This window comes from Gilvimarinus gilvus (genome assembly GCF_030518155.1).
GTDB lineage: Bacteria > Pseudomonadota > Gammaproteobacteria > Pseudomonadales > Cellvibrionaceae > Gilvimarinus > Gilvimarinus gilvus.
Genome location: NZ_JAULRU010000264.1, coordinates 49,495 through 67,932 on the forward strand (window position 1 = coordinate 49,495; position 18,438 = coordinate 67,932).

18 protein-coding genes are annotated in these 18,438 nt (G+C 50.6%); 4 read left to right on the forward strand and 14 right to left on the reverse strand.

Annotation, left to right across the window (positions count from 1 at the left end; translation table 11 throughout):
• Nucleotides 1-228: 228 nt before the first annotated feature.
• From galU to gyrA, 10 genes are all read right to left on the reverse strand, one after another.
• Nucleotides 229-1,125: a UTP--glucose-1-phosphate uridylyltransferase GalU gene (gene galU, locus QWI17_RS04105; protein ID WP_302721238.1), complete on the reverse strand. Its 897-nt coding sequence runs from the start codon at nucleotides 1,123-1,125 to the stop codon at nucleotides 229-231.
• A 36-nt stretch (nucleotides 1,126-1,161) separates the two neighbouring features.
• The gene (locus QWI17_RS04110) at nucleotides 1,162-2,517 is read right to left on the reverse strand and encodes a phosphohexomutase domain-containing protein (RefSeq protein WP_302721239.1); all 1,356 of its coding nucleotides are present in this window, start codon (nucleotides 2,515-2,517) and stop codon (nucleotides 1,162-1,164) included.
• 197 nt (nucleotides 2,518-2,714) lie between these two features.
• Nucleotides 2,715-3,371, reverse strand: coding sequence for a (d)CMP kinase (cmk, locus tag QWI17_RS04115; RefSeq protein WP_302721240.1), 657 nt, complete (start codon nucleotides 3,369-3,371; stop codon nucleotides 2,715-2,717).
• A 31-nt stretch (nucleotides 3,372-3,402) separates the two neighbouring features.
• Entirely contained in the window at nucleotides 3,403-4,110 is a 708-nt protein-coding gene (gene pyrF, locus QWI17_RS04120; RefSeq protein WP_302721241.1) for an orotidine-5'-phosphate decarboxylase, read from the reverse strand.
• 177 nt (nucleotides 4,111-4,287) lie between these two features.
• The gene (locus QWI17_RS04125; protein WP_302721242.1) at nucleotides 4,288-4,578 is read right to left on the reverse strand and encodes a ComEA family DNA-binding protein; all 291 of its coding nucleotides are present in this window, start codon (nucleotides 4,576-4,578) and stop codon (nucleotides 4,288-4,290) included.
• Nucleotides 4,579-4,726: 148 nt separating this feature from the next.
• A complete protein-coding gene (gene cysN / locus QWI17_RS04130) occupies nucleotides 4,727-6,148 on the reverse strand; it encodes a sulfate adenylyltransferase subunit CysN (RefSeq protein WP_302721243.1) in 1,422 nt (473 codons plus the stop codon).
• A gap of 101 nt (nucleotides 6,149-6,249) precedes the next feature.
• Complete coding sequence (cysD, locus tag QWI17_RS04135) at nucleotides 6,250-7,161, reverse strand: sulfate adenylyltransferase subunit CysD (RefSeq protein ID WP_302721244.1); 912 nt, start codon at nucleotides 7,159-7,161, stop codon at nucleotides 6,250-6,252.
• 157 nt (nucleotides 7,162-7,318) lie between these two features.
• Nucleotides 7,319-8,215, reverse strand: a complete 897-nt coding sequence (locus QWI17_RS04140) for a prephenate dehydrogenase/arogenate dehydrogenase family protein (protein ID WP_302721245.1) — start codon at nucleotides 8,213-8,215, stop codon at nucleotides 7,319-7,321.
• A gap of 35 nt (nucleotides 8,216-8,250) precedes the next feature.
• On the reverse strand, nucleotides 8,251-9,354 hold the full coding sequence (pheA, locus tag QWI17_RS04145) for a prephenate dehydratase (RefSeq protein ID WP_302721246.1): 1,104 nt from the start codon (nucleotides 9,352-9,354) through the stop codon (nucleotides 8,251-8,253).
• Nucleotides 9,354-11,960, reverse strand: a complete 2,607-nt coding sequence (gene gyrA / locus QWI17_RS04150) for a DNA gyrase subunit A (protein ID WP_302721247.1) — start codon at nucleotides 11,958-11,960, stop codon at nucleotides 9,354-9,356. The genes pheA and gyrA overlap by 1 nt, the downstream gene beginning before the upstream one ends.
• A gap of 239 nt (nucleotides 11,961-12,199) precedes the next feature.
• Here gyrA and QWI17_RS04155 point away from each other — a divergent pair, with 239 nt between their 5' ends.
• From QWI17_RS04155 to QWI17_RS04170, 4 genes are read left to right on the forward strand one after another with little or no spacing between them, the layout of a single operon-like run.
• The gene (locus QWI17_RS04155) at nucleotides 12,200-13,534 is read left to right on the forward strand and encodes a TRZ/ATZ family hydrolase (protein ID WP_302721248.1); all 1,335 of its coding nucleotides are present in this window, start codon (nucleotides 12,200-12,202) and stop codon (nucleotides 13,532-13,534) included.
• On the forward strand, nucleotides 13,531-14,250 hold the full coding sequence (ubiG, locus tag QWI17_RS04160) for a bifunctional 2-polyprenyl-6-hydroxyphenol methylase/3-demethylubiquinol 3-O-methyltransferase UbiG (RefSeq protein ID WP_302721249.1): 720 nt from the start codon (nucleotides 13,531-13,533) through the stop codon (nucleotides 14,248-14,250). The genes QWI17_RS04155 and ubiG overlap by 4 nt, the downstream gene beginning before the upstream one ends.
• Nucleotides 14,251-14,270: 20 nt before the next feature.
• The gene (locus QWI17_RS04165; protein WP_302721250.1) at nucleotides 14,271-14,957 is read left to right on the forward strand and encodes an HAD family hydrolase; all 687 of its coding nucleotides are present in this window, start codon (nucleotides 14,271-14,273) and stop codon (nucleotides 14,955-14,957) included.
• A 3-nt stretch (nucleotides 14,958-14,960) separates the two neighbouring features.
• Nucleotides 14,961-15,728: a YciK family oxidoreductase gene (locus tag QWI17_RS04170; RefSeq protein ID WP_302721251.1), complete on the forward strand. Its 768-nt coding sequence runs from the start codon at nucleotides 14,961-14,963 to the stop codon at nucleotides 15,726-15,728.
• A 16-nt stretch (nucleotides 15,729-15,744) separates the two neighbouring features.
• Here QWI17_RS04170 and QWI17_RS04175 read toward each other — a convergent pair whose 3' ends face one another.
• The 4 genes from QWI17_RS04175 to QWI17_RS04190 form a co-directional block, all read right to left on the reverse strand.
• A complete protein-coding gene (locus tag QWI17_RS04175; RefSeq protein WP_302721252.1) occupies nucleotides 15,745-16,119 on the reverse strand; it encodes a DUF2802 domain-containing protein in 375 nt (124 codons plus the stop codon).
• 22 nt (nucleotides 16,120-16,141) lie between these two features.
• The gene (locus QWI17_RS04180) at nucleotides 16,142-16,627 is read right to left on the reverse strand and encodes a chemotaxis protein CheW (protein ID WP_302721253.1); all 486 of its coding nucleotides are present in this window, start codon (nucleotides 16,625-16,627) and stop codon (nucleotides 16,142-16,144) included.
• A gap of 105 nt (nucleotides 16,628-16,732) precedes the next feature.
• Nucleotides 16,733-17,623: a chemotaxis protein CheW gene (locus QWI17_RS04185; RefSeq protein WP_302721255.1), complete on the reverse strand. Its 891-nt coding sequence runs from the start codon at nucleotides 17,621-17,623 to the stop codon at nucleotides 16,733-16,735.
• Nucleotides 17,620-18,435: a ParA family protein gene (locus tag QWI17_RS04190; RefSeq protein ID WP_302721256.1), complete on the reverse strand. Its 816-nt coding sequence runs from the start codon at nucleotides 18,433-18,435 to the stop codon at nucleotides 17,620-17,622. Before QWI17_RS04190 ends, QWI17_RS04185 begins: the two co-directional genes overlap by 4 nt.
• Nucleotides 18,436-18,438: the final 3 nt, after the last annotated feature.

Consider the following 18,438-nt stretch of genomic DNA (forward strand, 5'->3'; position numbering starts at 1 on the left):
TGGATCGCTCTCAAAGCTGACAAGGTCACGACCAATCGGCTGCAAAGACAAGCAAAAAGTCTGTAAAAACGCGCAGTTAGCGCAACATCAGAAGGTTTACAGGCCTCAGCAGGTGGGGCAGGCTAGCAGAAACACAATGAAGAAGCAAGACAAATAAAGGATTAAGGGCGCACGCCGTAGGCATGCACCCGTTAAACCAAGGCAAATGGCGCAGAATCAGTACAAGGGCTAGGACTCTGAGTAGGTCTTATTAAGGAAGCCGGTAACGCCCTCACCCACCTCAGGATGTCTTGCGGCATACGTAATATTGGCAATCATATAGCCAGTTTTACTGCCACAATCATGGCTACGCCCGACCAGCTGGTACGCCTCAACGGTCTCTTTTTCCAGCAGCATATCCAGCGCATCCGTCAGCTGAATTTCACCTCCAGCGCCAGGCTGGGTGCGTTCGAGCAAACTCCAGGCCTCTGCCGAGAGCACATAGCGACCAACAATGGACATGTTTGACGGCGCTTCATCAACCGGCGGCTTTTCAACCATTGCCTTAATTTTTTGGCTATTTCCGGCACCAATGTCTTTGCCATCACAATCGACAACGCCGTATTTGTATACCCATTCCCACGGCACACCTTCGACGAGAATTTGACTAGCACCAGTTTTATCGAACCGACTTACCATGCCTGCCAAATTTTCCTTCTTCAGGTTACATTCGTAACCATCAACCAAAACGTCCGGTAGCAGTACCGCAAAAGGCTCGTCTCCGATCACGGGTTTAGCACACAAAATTGCGTGACCAAGACCTTTCGCTTCCGCCTGCCGTACCGAAATTACTGTTAACCCTTGTGGGGTAATCGACTGCACCTGCTCCAGCAAGGAACGCTTTAGACGAGCCTCCAATTGCGCTTCCAGCTCAAAGCTGGTGTCGAAGTGGTTCTCAATAGAGTTTTTCGACGCGTGCGTGACCAGTACTATCTCTTTGATCCCGGCCGCGGCTGCTTCGTCAACCACGTATTGAATAAGCGGTTTATCAACTACAGGTAACATCTCCTTAGGAATGGCCTTAGTGGCTGGCAACATGCGGGTGCCCAAACCAGCTACTGGGATTACTGCTTTTTTTACTTTCATCCTCTACTCCACGTTGACCTACAAATTCAGTGCCGATTAACAATCCAACAAAGCGATGATTTCTTGGGTTTTTTGTTCTACCAGCGCTCTATCGCCGCGACTTTCTACATTCAGACGCACGACAGGTTCGGTATTGGACATTCGCAAATTAAAGCGCCACTCATCAAACTCCATACTAATGCCATCGGTAATATCTACACCTTTAGCGGCGCCGGCAAAGTGTGCCCGAACTTTTGCAATCGACGCTTTAGCGTCCGTCACTTTGCGGTTTATTTCTCCCGGCGAGGGGAATCTAGCAATACACGCTTCCATCATCGATGACAAGGTAGCCGACTTGCGACACATGAGCTCGGTGACCAGCAACCATGGAATCATGCCGCTATCGCAGTAAAAGAAATCCCGGAAGTAGTGATGCGCGCTCATCTCACCACCGTAGATAGCATCCTCTTTACGCATAAGCTCTTTGATAAATGCGTGCCCGGTTTTTGATTGAACTGCCTCACCACCACACTCCTGCGCTATGGCTTGAGTATTCCAAACCAGCCGAGGATCGTGCACCACCTTACTGCCGGGCACCTTGGTAATAAAGGCCTCTGCCAACAACCCCACAACATAGTAACCCTCGACAAACTCACCGGTTTCGTCGAAAAAGAAGCAGCGATCAAAGTCGCCATCCCAGGCGATACCCAAATCGGCACCATGCTTTAACACCGCATCGCGCGTTGAATGACGATTCTCCACCAATAAAGGGTTGGGAATACCGTTAGGGAAAGTAGGGTCTGGATCGTGGTGAATCTTAATAAACTCAAACGGCAGGTATTTCTCAATAGCATCAATCACATGACCAGCAGCGCCATTGCCAGCATTGACAACGACTTTCAGCGGTTTCAACTCGCTGACATCGATATATTCCAGCAAGTGCTGAACATAATCGGCAAGTATGTCTTTTTTCTGGTAGCTGCCCCGGGCGGATTCCGGCACAGCTTCAAACTCGCCCTCTTCGGCTATACGTTTAATGTCGAGTAAACCGGTATCACCGCTAATGGGTTTTGAGTTTTCTCGCACAGGCTTCATGCCGTTATAATCAATCGGGTTGTGACTGGCAGTCACTTCAATGCCACCATCGACCTGCAGAAAGCTGGTTGCGAAATAGACCTCTTCGGTACCCGTCATACCGATATCAATAATATCCACACCCTCATCACGCATACCGCGAGCAACGGCCGTTTTTAACGCTTCACTGGTTTCCCGGACATCCCCCCCCAAAACCACGGTTTTGGGTTTTAAGAACTGACCATAGGCTCGGCCAATTCGGTAGGCTATTTCCTCATCCAACTCTTCACCCAGTTTTCCACGAATGTCATAAGCTTTAAAACATGTCAGGCTGGCCATAATCTCTTATTCGACTCCCTATTTGTCTTTTCATTGGGCTCAAAGCGCCCTTCTTAATCAAATCTCGAAATTTCGCACCAATAGATAGCACAGTTTCCTTGCAGATCCGTGATAACTCAGAGAAAAGCCACACTCATGCGTCTTTTTAGATCAATGCAGGTTTCGCACCAACTTAAGGCTGCACTTCGATCGAACATTTAATCTATGTCTAGGCGATCGAGTACGAACTGTAATACCTGATCAATCCCCATATCAGTGCTATCGACCAGTATCGCATCATTGGCGGGTCTTAATGGTGAACTCGAGCGGGATTGGTCGCGCTCATCACGATCGCGAATATCTCGAATAAGAGCATCCATATCCACACTTTCACCACGCCCAAGCAACTGCTGGTACCTTCGCCCTGCTCGGGCTTCGGCACTTGCCGTTAGAAAAAACTTGTAGTCTGCGTCAGGAAAGACAGTCGTCCCCATATCCCGGCCGTCGGCGACCAGATTTTTCGCCATGGCAAAATCCCTCTGGCGCTGCAGCAGCGCCTCACGCACCTGCGCAATAGCCGCCACTTGTGAGGCTTGCATACCGACCTGTTCTTCGCGTATGGCCCGACTCACGTCCTGTCCTTCCAGGAGCACTTGAACGCCCTGCCCACCCGCGAGAAACTGTACATCCAGTTTTCGAGCCTGTGCTGTAAGTTCTGCGATATCACTCACAGCAATACCGCGCCTTAGACTAACCAAAGCCACCAGGCGGTAGAGTGCGCCACTATCAAGTAATTCAGCTCCTATTCGTTCGGCAAGCAGCTGACTGATTGTGCCTTTACCTGCCCCGCTGGGGCCATCTATGGTTATTATCAAGGTGTATTCCTTAAAGTGTTACTGCACTTATCTAAACATCTCGCATGTTTTGTAGTATTTGCCGACAAGCCTGGCTGGGATCAATCGCTTTGGTGACAGGACGCCCTACTACGAGGTAATCGCTGCCAGCCGCTACAGCCTCAGCGGGTGTCATTACCCGTCTCTGATCATCGGCCACCGAGTTGGCTGGACGAATACCCGGGGTTACTGTCAAGAACTCCGGCCCGCAACTGCGCTTTATGGTAGGAACCTCTTGCGCCGAACAAACAACACCGTCCAACCCACACTGCTTCGCTAAGTCCGCAAGATAAAGCACTTGCTCTTGTGGTGAGCGATTGACGCCTGTCTGGGCGAGATCTTCGGCGCTCATGCTGGTTAACACTGTCACACCGATCAACCAGGGTTTAGTTTGGAAAGGCACCAGCGCTTCACGTGCGGCCTCCATCATCCGGAGACCGCCAGAAGCGTGTACATTGACCATCCACACGCCCAGCTGGGCTGCAGAGGCAACGGCCTTAGCGGTAGTGTTGGGGATGTCGTGAAATTTAAGATCCAGGAAAACATCAAAACCCAGGGTCATCAACTGCTCGATAAGTTGTGGCCCCGTAGCCGTAAAAAGCTCTTTGCCCACTTTAAGGCGGCATTCGGAAGGAGAAAGTTGGTGGGCAACTTTTAAACAATCTTCTGAATTGCTGTAGTCCATGGCCACCAACAACCGCGGCCCCTGCTCCTGACGCATAAATCCCCCAATAAGACTTGCAAAACCTATATTGAGGGTATTAAAACAAACTTCGCTCCCAGACGCAGCAAGTTCCGCTACCGCAATTGCTATCTTTTGATATAAAGCGTGAGCGATACAACTTTGAGGATGCCTAACCTCTGGAAATTGCAATCCAGAGGTTAGGCTCTGCGCTGACTATTCCAACGCAATCTGGGTACGGATAGCTTCGAGAGTCGCATCCCCTATTCCATTTACTGCCAACAATTGATCTACGGTTTCGAATGAGCCGTTCTCATCACGCCATGCAATTATTGCTTGCGCTTTACTCTCGCCTATTCCATCTAATTGAGTCAGTGAAGCCACATCGGCGGTATTGATATTAACCGTTTCAATGGCGGCGACCTGACTATCATCGGCCCAGGCGACCGTTGGCATGGCGACTACCGCCACAAATACAAACACTACTAGCCCTATTAGCTTTTTCATTGCTAACCTCCATGTTAAATTTTAAGTCGCAGCGACCCGCTGCACTTTCAAGTTAGACGAAGATTCGAACTTTCACAATGCAGAAAAAGCGGAAACCGCTGTAGGAAATATCCTACAGCGGTTTCATAGAGAGAAAACCCAGCAAAAATTATTTCAATAAATCTTGCAGATTTTTCGCCTCCCAGTGAGGGAAATGCTTGCGCACCAAGGCATTCAGCTCTAATTCAAACTCACTGTATTGACCACCAACCTTGACATCAATTTCAGCTTTAGTATCGATAACCATTCCGGCGCCCACTGTAAGATTAGTAAGCCTGTCAATCACAACAAATGCACCGGTAGCGCGATTGCGTTTGTAGCAATCGACCACAACGTTTTGATCCAGACTTAGGCGTGCCACGGCAATATCGTTTAACTTTAATTCGGCAATATCTTTATGTTCCTGGGTGTTTACGTCAATTTGATAATCAAACGATGCAAAGCGACCATTCACCACTTTGCTGGCGAACTTAAACATGTAGCTATCATTAGGAGCACACACCTTTTCATTCATCCAAACAATGTGAGCCTTCAAGCTGTCGGTCATTTCGATATCATCGTTTTCCAGAACCAGCGTATCGCCGCGGCTCAGGTCAATTTCATCTTCCAATGTAATGGTAACTGCTTGACCTGCAAACGCCTGCTCCAGATTTCCTTCGAAAGTGACAATATCTTTCACTTTACTTACTTTATTGGATGGTAAAGCCCGAACACTGTCGCCAGGCTTTACAACTCCAGATTCAACATTTCCACAAAACCCGCGAAAATCCAGATTGGGACGATTGACATACTGAACCGGGAAACGGAAATCATCGAAATTCTTGTCGGCGGTAACCGGTACCGTCTCCAAAATCTCCATCAATGTCTGGCCTTTGTACCAAGGTGAACGCTCGGAGCGATTCACAACGTTATCGCCATCCAGCGCTGATATGGGCACAAATTGAACATCGCTCATGCCAAGCTTTTGTGCGAACGCCAGATAATCGGACTTGATATCGATAAACACTTGCTCATCAAAATCTTTCAAGTCCATTTTGTTAACTGCAACAACAATATGTTTTACACCGAGCAAAGAGGCAATGTAACTATGTCGGCGGGTTTGGGTCACGACGCCATAGCGCGCATCAATCAAAATTACCGCTAAATCGCAAGTTGATGCACCGGTTGCCATGTTGCGGGTGTACTGCTCATGACCCGGTGTGTCAGCAATAATAAATTTACGCTTTGCCGTGGAAAAATAGCGGTAGGCGACATCGATGGTGATACCTTGCTCGCGCTCGGCTTGCAAACCATCAACCAGCAGTGCCAAATCAAACTCTTTGCCGGTGGTGCCGTGACGTGTCGTGTCTGATCTAACCGCGTCCAGCTGATCTTCATAGATCATTTTTGAGTCGTGCAGCAAGCGTCCGATTAATGTACTTTTGCCATCATCCACACTGCCACAGGTTAGAAACCTCAACAGCTCTTTGTGCTCGTGTTGTTTTAAATAAGCATCAATATCTGTTTCGATAAGATCGGATTGGTGACTCATTCTACTTTCTCAATTTGGTCCGTTCGCCTGCAAGATCGCTCTTACAGGTCATGAATAATCTCGCCGTTTAAAAGCTGCTACATCCGCAAAATCCGGCCTACTTAGAAATACCCTTCCTGCTTCTTCTTTTCCATAGAGCCGGAGCTGTCATGGTCGATGACCCGACCCTGGCGCTCAGAGGTTGTCGTTAGCAGCATCTCTTGAATGATTTCTGGCAACGTCGCCGCTTCAGATTCAACGGCACCGGTGAGCGGGTAGCAACCCAAAGTGCGGAAGCGCACCATTTTCTCTTCGATTTTTTCACCTGGCTCGAGTGGCATTCTGTCGTCATCGACCATTATCAATACGCCATCGCGCTCAACAACAGGACGCTTTGCCGCAAAATAAAGAGGAACCAAAGGAATGCTCTCTAAATGGATGTACTGCCAAATGTCGAGCTCGGTCCAGTTAGAAAGTGGAAACACTCGAATGCTCTCCCCACTATCAACCCGGCCGTTGTAAATGTTCCAAAGCTCAGGGCGCTGATTTTTGGGGTCCCAGCGATGATTGCGGTCACGGAAAGAATACACTCGCTCTTTCGCGCGCGACTTTTCTTCATCGCGGCGAGCGCCACCGAACGCGGCATCAAACTTGTATTTGTTCAGCGCCTGCTTCAGCGACTGAGTTTTCATAATATCGGTGTGCTTAGCGCTGCCGTGAGTAAAGGGGCCTACCCCCATATCCACGCCCTCTTGGTTAATATGAACCAAGAGATCCCAGCCCAGGTCTTTCACCCGCTGATCGCGAAACTCAATCATTTCGCGAAACTTCCAGGTTGTATCGACATGCATTAGGGGGAATGGAGGCTTACCGGGATGGAAAGCCTTCATCGCCAGATGCATCATCACGGCGGAATCTTTACCAATCGAATAGAGCATAACCGGGTTATCAAACTCGGCTGCTACCTCGCGGATAATATGGATACTTTCAGCTTCAAGCTGCTTAAGGTGCGTCAGATTGTATTGCTCAGACATTCCGCTCACATTTCAGTCATTCGGTTAGTGGGACGCCAAACCAGTTGGCGGCGCGTATTATAGGGGAACTTGGCTCAATACTCTAATCGGTGCAAAGTACACGGAAAAACACACTGTGTTAACGATTAATTTATTCTATGCTTATACCTAACTAGCCCTAATCCTTAGATTTAGGAAGTTTAGGCTCCCCCAGCTGCGTGTAGAGATCCCTTGCCTGCTTAGCGCGGGAAAACATAGCAAGAAGATACTCACCGTCATCAGACTCAACCGCCGTTTTGAGGCGCTGTAAATTCCCCATAAACAGCTCCAACGAGGCGACTACTGAGTCCCTATTGGCCCGCATGATATCGTGCCACATCACCGGATCACTGGAAGCTATGCGAGTAAAGTCGCGAAAGCCACCGGCGGCATAGCGAAAAATATTCGGGTTATCGATATCGTGCGCCAGCGTATCAACCAAAGAGTAAGCAATGGCGTGTGGCAAATGACTGGTCGCCCCTAAGACCTGATCATGCTCGTCGATCGGCATATTGATGACCTCCGCACCAAGTTTCTGCCAGAGCTGTGTAACCCGAGCTAACGCTAGCGTATCTGTCGTATCCGCTGGCGTGAGGATAACGCGATGATCAACGTAAAGATCAGCATTGGCAGCGGTAACTCCGCTTTTTTCCGAACCGGCGATAGGATGCCCCAAAACGAGATTTGGCGGGACTGAACCAAACACCCGCGCAGCCGCCTCCGCTACACTCCCTTTAACACTGGCGCCGTCTGTCACTGCAACACCGGCGGCAATAGGAGCCTTTAATTTGGCCAATATAGATTCGACAGCTAAAGTTGGGACAGCTATAAACACCAGATCGTCTGCGGCCAATTCGCCGCAGATTTCATCCACTGACAGGCAGGCACGATCAACCACGCCTAACTCAACAGCAATACGAGCAGTTTCCGCATCACGTACGACACCAATGCGTTCGCGGGCAAGGCCTCGCTCACCCACGCCTTTACTGACACTGCCACCAATGAGGCCGAGTCCGATCACAACCAATTTATTCATTAGGGGCATGGCACCCACCGGCGACTCGACCATGCCTAAAGTACGGCCTTGGGGTAGGAGCCCAGCACCTTGAGATCGGCCACTTGCGAGGCTACTTCCGCCAGGGTTTCACTCACTCGAGCGTCATCTTTATGACCGGTAAAGTCGACAAAAAACACATAGGTCCAAACACCCGAGCGCGACGGTCGGCTCTCAACCCGAGTCAGGTCGATGCTGTTGCGATGAAAAGGTTCCAGTAAGCTGTGTAAGGCCCCGGGTTGATTGCGCATCGCCACGAGCAACGAAGTTTTATCTTTGCCGCTAGAAGGCACCTCTTGCGCACCAATAATCAAGAAGCGAGTACTATTGTCCGGCTGATCTTCAATTTTTTCTGCGATTATTCGCAAATCGTACAGTTCGGCCGCTTTCAAAGGTGCGATAGCCGCGGCATTCCACTCACCTTTTAAGCGTCGGGCTGCCTCGGCATTGCTCGACACGGCAATACGCTCAATGTTGGGATAGTGCGAATCCAACCATTTCCGACACTGCGCCAAAGACTGGCCGTGCGAGTAGATTCGGGTAATGCTATCAACGTTAGTCACATCGGACACCACCAGGTTGTGGTGAACCCTCAACTCAACCTCACCGCATATTTTGAGGTTGGAGTTCATAAAGTTATCGAGTGTGTGACTGACAACGCCTTCAGTCGAGTTCTCTACAGGTACCACACCATAATTAACCGCCCCGGCCTCTACTTCGCGAAATACTTCATCAATGGCCGAAAATGGTAATGCAACAGCCGACTGACCAAAATGCTTTAACGCGGCCTGTTGCGTAAAGGTGCCCTCGGGCCCCAGATAAGCCACTTTAACCGGCTGCTCGAGCGCCAAACAGGCCGACATAATCTCACGAAACAGCCGTGCCATCTCCTCGTCGCTGAGAGGCCCACTGTTGCGCTCCATCGCCTTGCGCAACACCTGAGCTTCACGCTCAGGGCGGTAAAACACAGCATCGGTGGCACCCGCTGCCGTTTTCACATCGGCGACGCGTTGCGCACATTGGGCACGCTCTGAAATCAAACGCCCTATTTCTGCGTCAATACCGTCAATTTTGTCACGCAACGCCAACAACGCGGCCTGCTGAGCGTCTGAATCGGTCATTACTCGTCGCTTCCTTCGCCGTTAGAATCCGCTGTCGGCGCCGCCTCGCCGCTTGCCAGTTCGACCTCTTGTTCTTCGCCGGCATCTTCAATGCGCGCAGCACCTTTTAGATGCTCACCTTCGCGCAGTTTAATCAGACGCACGCCTTGCGTATTCCGGCTCAATATCGACACTTCATCTGCGCGCGTGCGCACCAGCGTACCCTGATCCGAAATAAGCATGATTTCTTCGCCATCAAGGAGCTGAACCGCGCCCACTAACGGACCGTTACGATCGCTACAGGCCATAGCAATAACGCCTTGACCGCCCCGGCCTTTCGCTGGAAATTCAGATACTTCTGTGCGCTTACCGTAGCCATGCTCGCTCACCGTGAGCACTTTTCCGCCTTCGACAGGGACAACCATACCAATAACCGAATGCTCATCGCTCAATCGAATACCGCGAACACCGCGGCTAATACGCCCCATAGAACGCACTGCAGCTTCATTAAATCGAGCGGCCTTACCATTACTGGCAAACAATACAATATCTTTATTGCCATCGGTAATGGCGGTATAAACCAGATGATCGCCCTCTTCCAAGTCAATAGCTCGCAGGCCAACGCTGCGCGGACGGGAGAATTGATCAAGCGAAGTTTTCTTGACTGTGCCTTTCTCGGTCGCCATAAACACGAAATGATCGGCATCAAACTCACGCACAGGCAAAATCGAGGTAATACGCTCTCCCTCTTCCAGTGGCATAAGATTTACCACCGGCCGGCCTCTGGACTGACGGCCCGCTACTGGAATCTGATAGACCTTTAACCAATACACTTTACCTGCGCTGGTGAAACACAAAACGGTGTCGTGGGTACTGGCAATCAACAAATGTTCGACAAAGTCTTCGTCTTTCACTGCGGTTGCTGACTTACCCATACCACCGCGACGCTGCGCCTGGTAATCGGCCAACGGCTGACTCTTGGCGTAGCCACCGTGGGAAATAGTCACCACACGCTGTTCTTCGTTAATCAGGTCTTCCATGGTCAGATCGAGCGTAGAGGCCGTGATTTCGGTGCGACGCTCATCGCCGTAATCCGCGACAACCTGCTCTAACTCCTCGCGAATCACCGTCATCAGGCGGCTGAAATTACCGAGTATTTCCAGGTATTCGGCAATCTGCTCTACCTTCTCTTTGTATTCTGAAAGAAGCTTGTCGTGCTCCATGCCGGTTAAGCGATGTAGGCGCAACTCCAGGATAGCCTGAGCCTGAGCTGCCGAGAGGAAATATTTACCGTCTCGCATACCAAAGGTATCGGGTAAATCTTCAGGGCGGCACGCATCTTCACCCGCACGCTCCAGGAATTGCCCCATTTCTGAAGCATCCCAGCCTCGGGCAATCAGTGCCTCTTTTGCCTCGGCGGGCGTTGGCGAGCTTTTGATCAGCTCAATCACCGGATCAATGTTGGCAATAGCAACCGCTAAGCCTTCTAAAATATGCCCGCGCTCACGAGCCTTGCGCAAAAGATAAACCGTACGACGGGTAACAACTTCCCGACGGTGACGAACAAACGCCTCCAGCAGCTGCTTGAGATTCAACACCTTGGGCTGGCCGTCGTTCAAGGCAACAATATTAATGCCGAAAACATTCTGCAACTGCGTCTGTGTATAAAGGTTGTTTAGCAATACCTCAGCAGATTCGGCGCGCTTAACTTCAATAACCACGCGCAACCCATCTTTATCCGATTCGTCGCGCAGCTCGCTTATACCCTCTATTTTCTTTTCCTTTACCAGCTCAGCGATTCTTTCGATCAAGCGAGCTTTATTCAGCTGGTAGGGAATTTCGGTGACAATAATTGTCTCACGGCCGGTTTTTTCGTCGACTTCAATGTCTGCCTTGGCGCGAACGTAAATGCGCCCCCGCCCAGTTCGATAGGCCTGAACAATACCGGCCCGACCGTTAATAATGGCCGCCGTCGGGAAGTCGGGGCCGGGGATGTATTCCATCAACTCATCGATAGTGATGTCTTCGTTATCGATCAACGCCAGACACCCACTGACAACTTCTTTCAAATTATGCGGAGGAATATTAGTGGCCATACCCACCGCAATCCCCGATGAACCGTTGACCAGTAGATTAGGTATGCGGGTTGGCAGCACATCGGGAATTTGCTCACTGCCATCATAGTTTGGTACAAAGTCGACTGTTTCTTTGTCCAGGTCAGCCAGCAGTTCGTGGGCAATTTTCTGCATGCGCACTTCGGTATAACGCATCGCCGCTGCGCTATCGCCGTCGACAGAACCAAAGTTTCCCTGTCCGTCAACCAAGGTATATCGCAATGAAAACGGTTGCGCCATACGCACGACAGTATCGTATACGGCAGAGTCGCCATGAGGATGATATTTACCGATCACATCACCGACAACACGAGCAGACTTCAAGTACGACTTATTCCAGTCATTCTTGAGTTCACTCATAGCGAACAGTACCCGCCTGTGGACGGGCTTCAGGCCGTCTCTTACATCTGGCAAGGCACGACCAACAATGACACTCATGGCATAATCGAGATACGACTGCTTGAGCTCATCTTCAATATTGACGGGAAGTACTTCTTTCGCTAAATCGCCCATGGAGTAACGCGTTCCTTATTGTCTTAAGCGGTGCATCGGTCGCACAGGACGAGTTTTGATCAAGTCCTGCACCGGCCCCGGGCCCACCCTCTACAAAGAGGGTAAAGAGCTGGCAATATTACCATAAAATCAGGCGCATAGGTGAAGGTAGCAACCCACACCCCGCCTTCATTCAGGTATAATTTCTCACTTAAACGAGGCGCATTTAACGCCACCCAGCCCAAAACAAGGATTCCACGATGGCTGCACGCAAACCTGTGCAATTATTGATCAAGGCGCGTTGGATTTTACCCATTTTGCCCGCGAGGAAAGTCTTCAGCGATTGCGCCGTCGCAGTAATGGGCGGTCGCATTGAAGCCATCCTTCCCTGGCAGGAAGCCGATAAACAATACAGCGCTGAGCAAACCCTAACACTCGACCGGCACATCTTGATGCCAGGGCTGGTAAATTGTCATGGTCATGCGGCCATGTCTTTGCTGCGCGGCTACGCCGACGACTACCCGCTCGACACTTGGCTAAACGACTTCATTTGGCCCGCCGAAAAAAAGCACGTCGACGCTGATTTTGTGCGCGATGGCACTGAACTGGCAATAGCAGAGATGATCCACTCTGGTACAACATGCTTCGCCGACATGTACTTTTTCCCTGAGCAGGTAGCTCTAGCCGCAAAACGAGCCCACATGCGCAGCCAAATCACCTTTCCTGTACTTGATTTTGCTACCACTTGGGGCGACGGACCTAGCGACTACATCGCTAAAGGTCTAGAGCTGCACGATGAATACCGCGCCGACGATCTTATACGTATCGGCTTTGGTCCACATGCGCCTTACACGGTATCTGATAACCATCTCAAACGTATTGCGGTACTCGCGGAAGAGTTGCAAGCCCCGATTCAGATTCACCTGCACGAAACAGCAAAAGAGGTCGCCGACTCCATCGCAGAATACGGAATGCGGCCAATCGAGCGCATTAATAAACTGGGCCTATTAACGCCGAGAACGCAATGTGTCCATATGACTCAGATAGATGACTCGGACTTACAACTGCTGACCAGCAGTGGCGCTCACGTTATTCATTGTCCAGAATCCAATCTAAAGCTTGCCAGCGGCTTTTGTCCCGTTAATAAACTTATCAATAACGGCAGCAATATTGCTCTGGGTACAGATGGCGCGGCCAGTAATAACGACCTCAATATGTTTGGTGAGCTCGAGACAACAGCTTTGCTCGCCAAAGGAGTTAGCGGTGATCCAGCCACACCCAATGCTCATGATGTCCTCGCCATGGCCACAATCAATGGCGCTAAAGCTCTGGGAATGGACGATGACATAGGCAGTATAGAGGTCGGTAAATCGGCAGACATTATTGCTCTTGAAACAGATCCCATTGGCTCCCAGCCACTTTACGATATCGCCTCATCGCTCGCTTACAACAATCGGGCACTTGCGGTGACACACAGTTGGGTAGCCGGTCGGGCCCTTATGCTTTCATCACACCTACAAACGCTTAACGAACGCGACATCGCCAGCAAAGCTCTCGCCTGGTCTAAAAAAATTAACGCAAAAGTGATTTTATGAGCATTCAGAACCAATCAGACAATTTTGATCAAGATGAGCTCGACAAGTTTGAGCGGCTAGCGGACAGCTGGTGGGACAGCTCTGGTGAATTTAAACCGCTGCATCAAATGAATCCCGTGCGTGCGAACTTTATTGACGAGCGTTCTCCGGTCGCAAACATGAATATTTTGGACGTCGGATGTGGCGGCGGCATTCTCTGCGAAGCACTGGCACAAAGAGGCGCCATAGTAACCGGGATAGACCTTGGCGATGCTCCCCTACAAGTTGCTAAAACTCATGCGCGCAGCAGCGAGCTAGATATTCAGTACACAAAAATTAGCGCAGAAGAACTCGCGCTAAAACAACCCAAACAATTCGATATAGTAACTTGCCTGGAGATGCTCGAGCACGTTCCCGATCCCGAATCGATTGTGAACGCATGCAGCACGTTGGTAAAACCCGGTGGGCACGTTTACTTTTCGACACTCAATCGCAACCCTAAAGCATGGGCCTTAGCCGTTGTCGGGGCCGAATATATTTTGCGCCTGCTTCCCAAGGGAACGCACGACTACAAAAAATTCATCAAACCGAGTGAATTGGGGGCCATGGTCAGACGCGCAAATTTACAGACTCAGGAAGTGGCCGGCTTAATCTATAACCCACTGACCCAAAGTTTTCGAATCAGTAGCAACGACGTTAGTGTAAATTACCTCTTGCACGCCCACCAACCTGCGTAACAAATCTGGAGCAACAAAAAATGCCCGCTCACTTTGCTGCTGTGGTGTTCGACCTTGACGGCACCCTGCTCGATACTGCCCCCGATTTTGTATTGGCACTCAATCAAATGCGCCGCAAGCATAACAAGCCAGAGCTCAGTTACGAAATTATTCGCGAGCAAGTGTCCAACGGCGCGGCAGCACTGGTAAAGCTTGGCTTTAATGTCGACACAAACGATCAGGAGTTTGCCCAGCTGCGCCAAGAGCTGCTTGACCACTACATCAAGATTATTGGCCAGCACAGTGAATTTTTCCCGGCAATTGAGGCGCTGCTAACTCGATTACATGACCTCAAGGTTCCATGGGGCATTGCAACCAATAAGCCGCGGCTCTACACCGATGCGCTCTTTGCCAAACTACAGCTATCCAATCCGCCAAACATCATCGTTTGCCCCGAAGACGTACGTCATCGAAAACCCGACCCAGAATCTTTATTTGTGATTGCTGATCAACTAAACGTCAATAGTGCCGATATTATTTACCTGGGAGACCACCGGCGTGATATTGAGTGTGGAAATGCGGCGGGGAGCACAACCATTGCCTGCAGTTACGGATACATTGAGTCTGTCGACCCTGCAGAAACATGGGGTGCGAATTTTTTAGTGCAAGACTCACGACAACTTCCTGACTTAATCGAACACCTGCTGACGACACCAAGAGAGCACTGAAAAATGAATGACAATATCCTCTGTGTGCCAACAGATTACATACCGGCTAAGGATGCATTGAAAGATCAAATTATTTTGGTTACCGGCGCCGGCTCCGGCATAGGCCGCTGCGCCGCTCTGACGTATGCCAAACATGGCGCGACCGTGGTACTGCTTGGGCGCACGCTGCAGAAACTGGAAGTTGTTTACGATGAAATTGAAAGCGCAGGAGGACCTCAGCCGGCCATTTACCCAATGAATTTCGAAGGCGCGGCGGAGAAGGACTATGCCGATATGTGCGACACCCTGGATAGAGAGTTTGGCGGCCTGAGCGGCATCCTGCACAATGCTTCAGAGCTCGGGGATCGCATGCCCATAAGTGATTATTCCTGCGACACCTGGAATCGAATTATGCAGGTAAATGCTAATGCGCCTTTCATGTTAAGCCAGGCACTCCTACCGTTATTGCTAAAAACGACGACGGGCATCGCTAATATTGTTTTCACTAGTTCATCGGTAGCTCGCCATGGGAGAGCCTACTGGGGAGCCTATGCCGCCAGTAAGGCTGCACAAGAAAATTTAATGCAAACTCTGGCAGACGAGCTCGACGGCACCTGTGTTCGCTGCAACAGCATAAACCCGGGTGCTACCCGCACCGCTATGCGCGCTGCCGCCTACCCTGCAGAAAACCCGGACACGCTGAAAACACCGGAACAAATTATGCCCCTGTATATCTATTTAATGGAAAACGCCTCGCGCTCAATGAACGGGCAACGATTCAATGCCCAATAAGCCGACTAAAAGCCCGCTAGGATGTGGGTTTCTTACGCAGCGCGTCTAGCAGGGATGCCTCCGCGCGCGACAAGCCACAGCGGCTTGCCACCTCATCTCTTGAGATACCTTTTTCAAGCAGGTGCGTAGCTTCTGAATAGGGCCTGGAATTGACGGCTACGTCGGACTGAGGTGCCGGTGAGCGCGGACTAACCGAGCCCTCCATTGCCAATATACGCTGCCCCATCCCAATCGCCCCCGCCTTCAATGAGGACAACTCTTTCTCAACTTCGGTAATTTTAATGTGCAAACTGATATTTCGACGAGACAATAGACAGCACCATGCGCAGGCTGTAACGGCTAGCAAAGCCGCTGCTCCCGCCACCCATAGTATGATATGACTGTCTGTCATGGTAAAAACCCGGCTACAGCGATCAAATGTCTTCTAGCTCAGCCCACTCTCGATCGGTCAGCAATTTATTCAATTCGATCAGAATCAACAATTCATTGTTTTTATGGCAGACACCCTGAATAAACTTGGCGCTTTCTTCGTTACCGACATTTGGCGCCATTTCTATCTCCGACTGACGCAAATAAACCACTTCGGCCACACTATCGACCAAGATTCCAATGACGTGATTATCCGCCTCGATAATGACAATACGCGTGTTATCGGTTAAATCACCTGACGGCAATGCAAAACGATGACGCGTGTCAATAACGGTGACAACGTTACCTCTTAAATTGATGATACCCAGAACATAGGCTGGCGCGCCCGGAACCGGAGCGATTTCAGAGTAACGTAGCACCTCCTGCACCTGCATTACGTTTATACCGTAGGTTTCACCGTCAAGCCGAAATGTAACCCACTGCAATACCGGATCGTCGGCATTATGATTTTGATTGGCATTGCTAGCCATGCACATTTCCTCGATTACGGGCCTTTAGCCTTTGATTCACTTTACGCTTATTCGCGATACCACTAACCATTACTATAGCTTAACGCACAAAATGCGCCAGCAACACTAGCCGGTTAAACCACCATGACCCCGCCCCTTATTACGATCGGCGTCGGTCAATAACTTACCTACCATTGGAATATCTAAAAGTGCGCACATATGGGCCTTAACAGTACCTGCCAGCCAAGGGCGCTGAGTTCTCGAGCTGCGCCATTTGACATCCTCCGGATTCAAACTGATGGGTTGCTCTACTGTATCCACCGCCAAACCCCACGGCACCCCGTTAATTGATATAACATACTTTGCCGTCTCCTCGAAAGCAGGATCGTAACGCTCAGGCATGACAAAGCGCGCCGTGTTCACAGTTCTTACCTTGCCAGAGGGTGTTGGCTGCAGCCCCATAAACCAATCTGCCTGGCCAAACAGAGGTGTAAGCTCATCAGTCAGCGGTTGAATCTGCCCCAGCGAGATAAGGGGAACGGCCAGAGTTAAACCACTGACTTTAAACAGCAGCACTTCGAAGGTTTCCTGTGCCCAACGCGGACGACCGTTCTCAAGCCACTCTAGTTGTTCGTCCAAAACGTTCAGCGCGACGGCATCTTCCAACACCTGCACCTCTGCCTGAGGAACCTCAACTTGTGGCTCTGGCGTCGGTCGCAATTCTGCCGCCCGCTCAGTGCTGGGCACCGGAACGCTGACTTTGTCCTCTGCAACTTGATCAACTTGAACCCGAGCGCTGTGCAACAGTTTCTGCAACTGCGCGCGCTTTGCCGCTAACAGCTCGGCATCCGCTACCGGCATCGTCTCAGCGCGAGGCTTTGGTTTGGCTTCTGGTTCGGGCGTTAACCCAGAGGGCTTGGGTTCTTTATCGCCGCGGAGCGTGTTTTGAGCTGGATGACGGCCGAGCAAGTCGCTGAAATAGTCCTGCAATACATCGCTAGAATTATGCTCACTCATCCTCCCACTCCCATAATTTTAGGGCTGTGGTTAGCCGCCTGCTCGTGAGAGCGCGAAAGCCATTTGTAAAGAGAGCGATAAGCCTCCACTCCGCGACTTTGAGGTTCATATTGATGCGGCGGGATACCGGCTTTACTGGCGTCGCGAAACTTAGTGTCAATCGGGATCTTACCTGGCCAGGTATGCGCAGGATAGTCATGACGAATAGTGCGCAGAGTTGAAACCGATGCTTGTGTTCGGCGGTCGTACATTGCCGGGACAATGCTGTAACTCACCTGCTTTTGGTTTGATTTCGCCATCATTTTTAAAGTATTGACCATTCGCTCCAATCCCTTCAGAGCCAGGAATTCGGTTTGAACCGGTATGATGAGTTCATCGCAGGCCGCGAGTGCATTAATCATTAACACACCTAAAAGCGGTGGCGTGTCGATAACTGCCAAATCATAATCGCAGCTTACACACGCCAAGGCTTCGCTGATCACGAGCCCCGCGCCACCTTGTCCGACCGCCTTTCGCTCCAGCGTAGCAAGGGCTGTAGCTGAAGGCACAAGATCAATACCATCAAAGCCGGTCGAAACGAGCACTGAATGGACAAAGTCATGGGTTATTCGTTCACGCTCAGTAAAAAGAGTAAAAGCGCTTAATGTGACAGCATCCGGGTTGTGGCCAAAGTAGCTGGTTAGAGAGCCATGCGGGTCTAGATCGATCAGCAACACGCGCTTGCCCTGCTCGGCGGCCAGGCCGGCAAGAGCTGCGCTGGTGGTTGTTTTACCGACACCACCTTTCTGATTTGCCACGGTCCAAACGTTCAAATA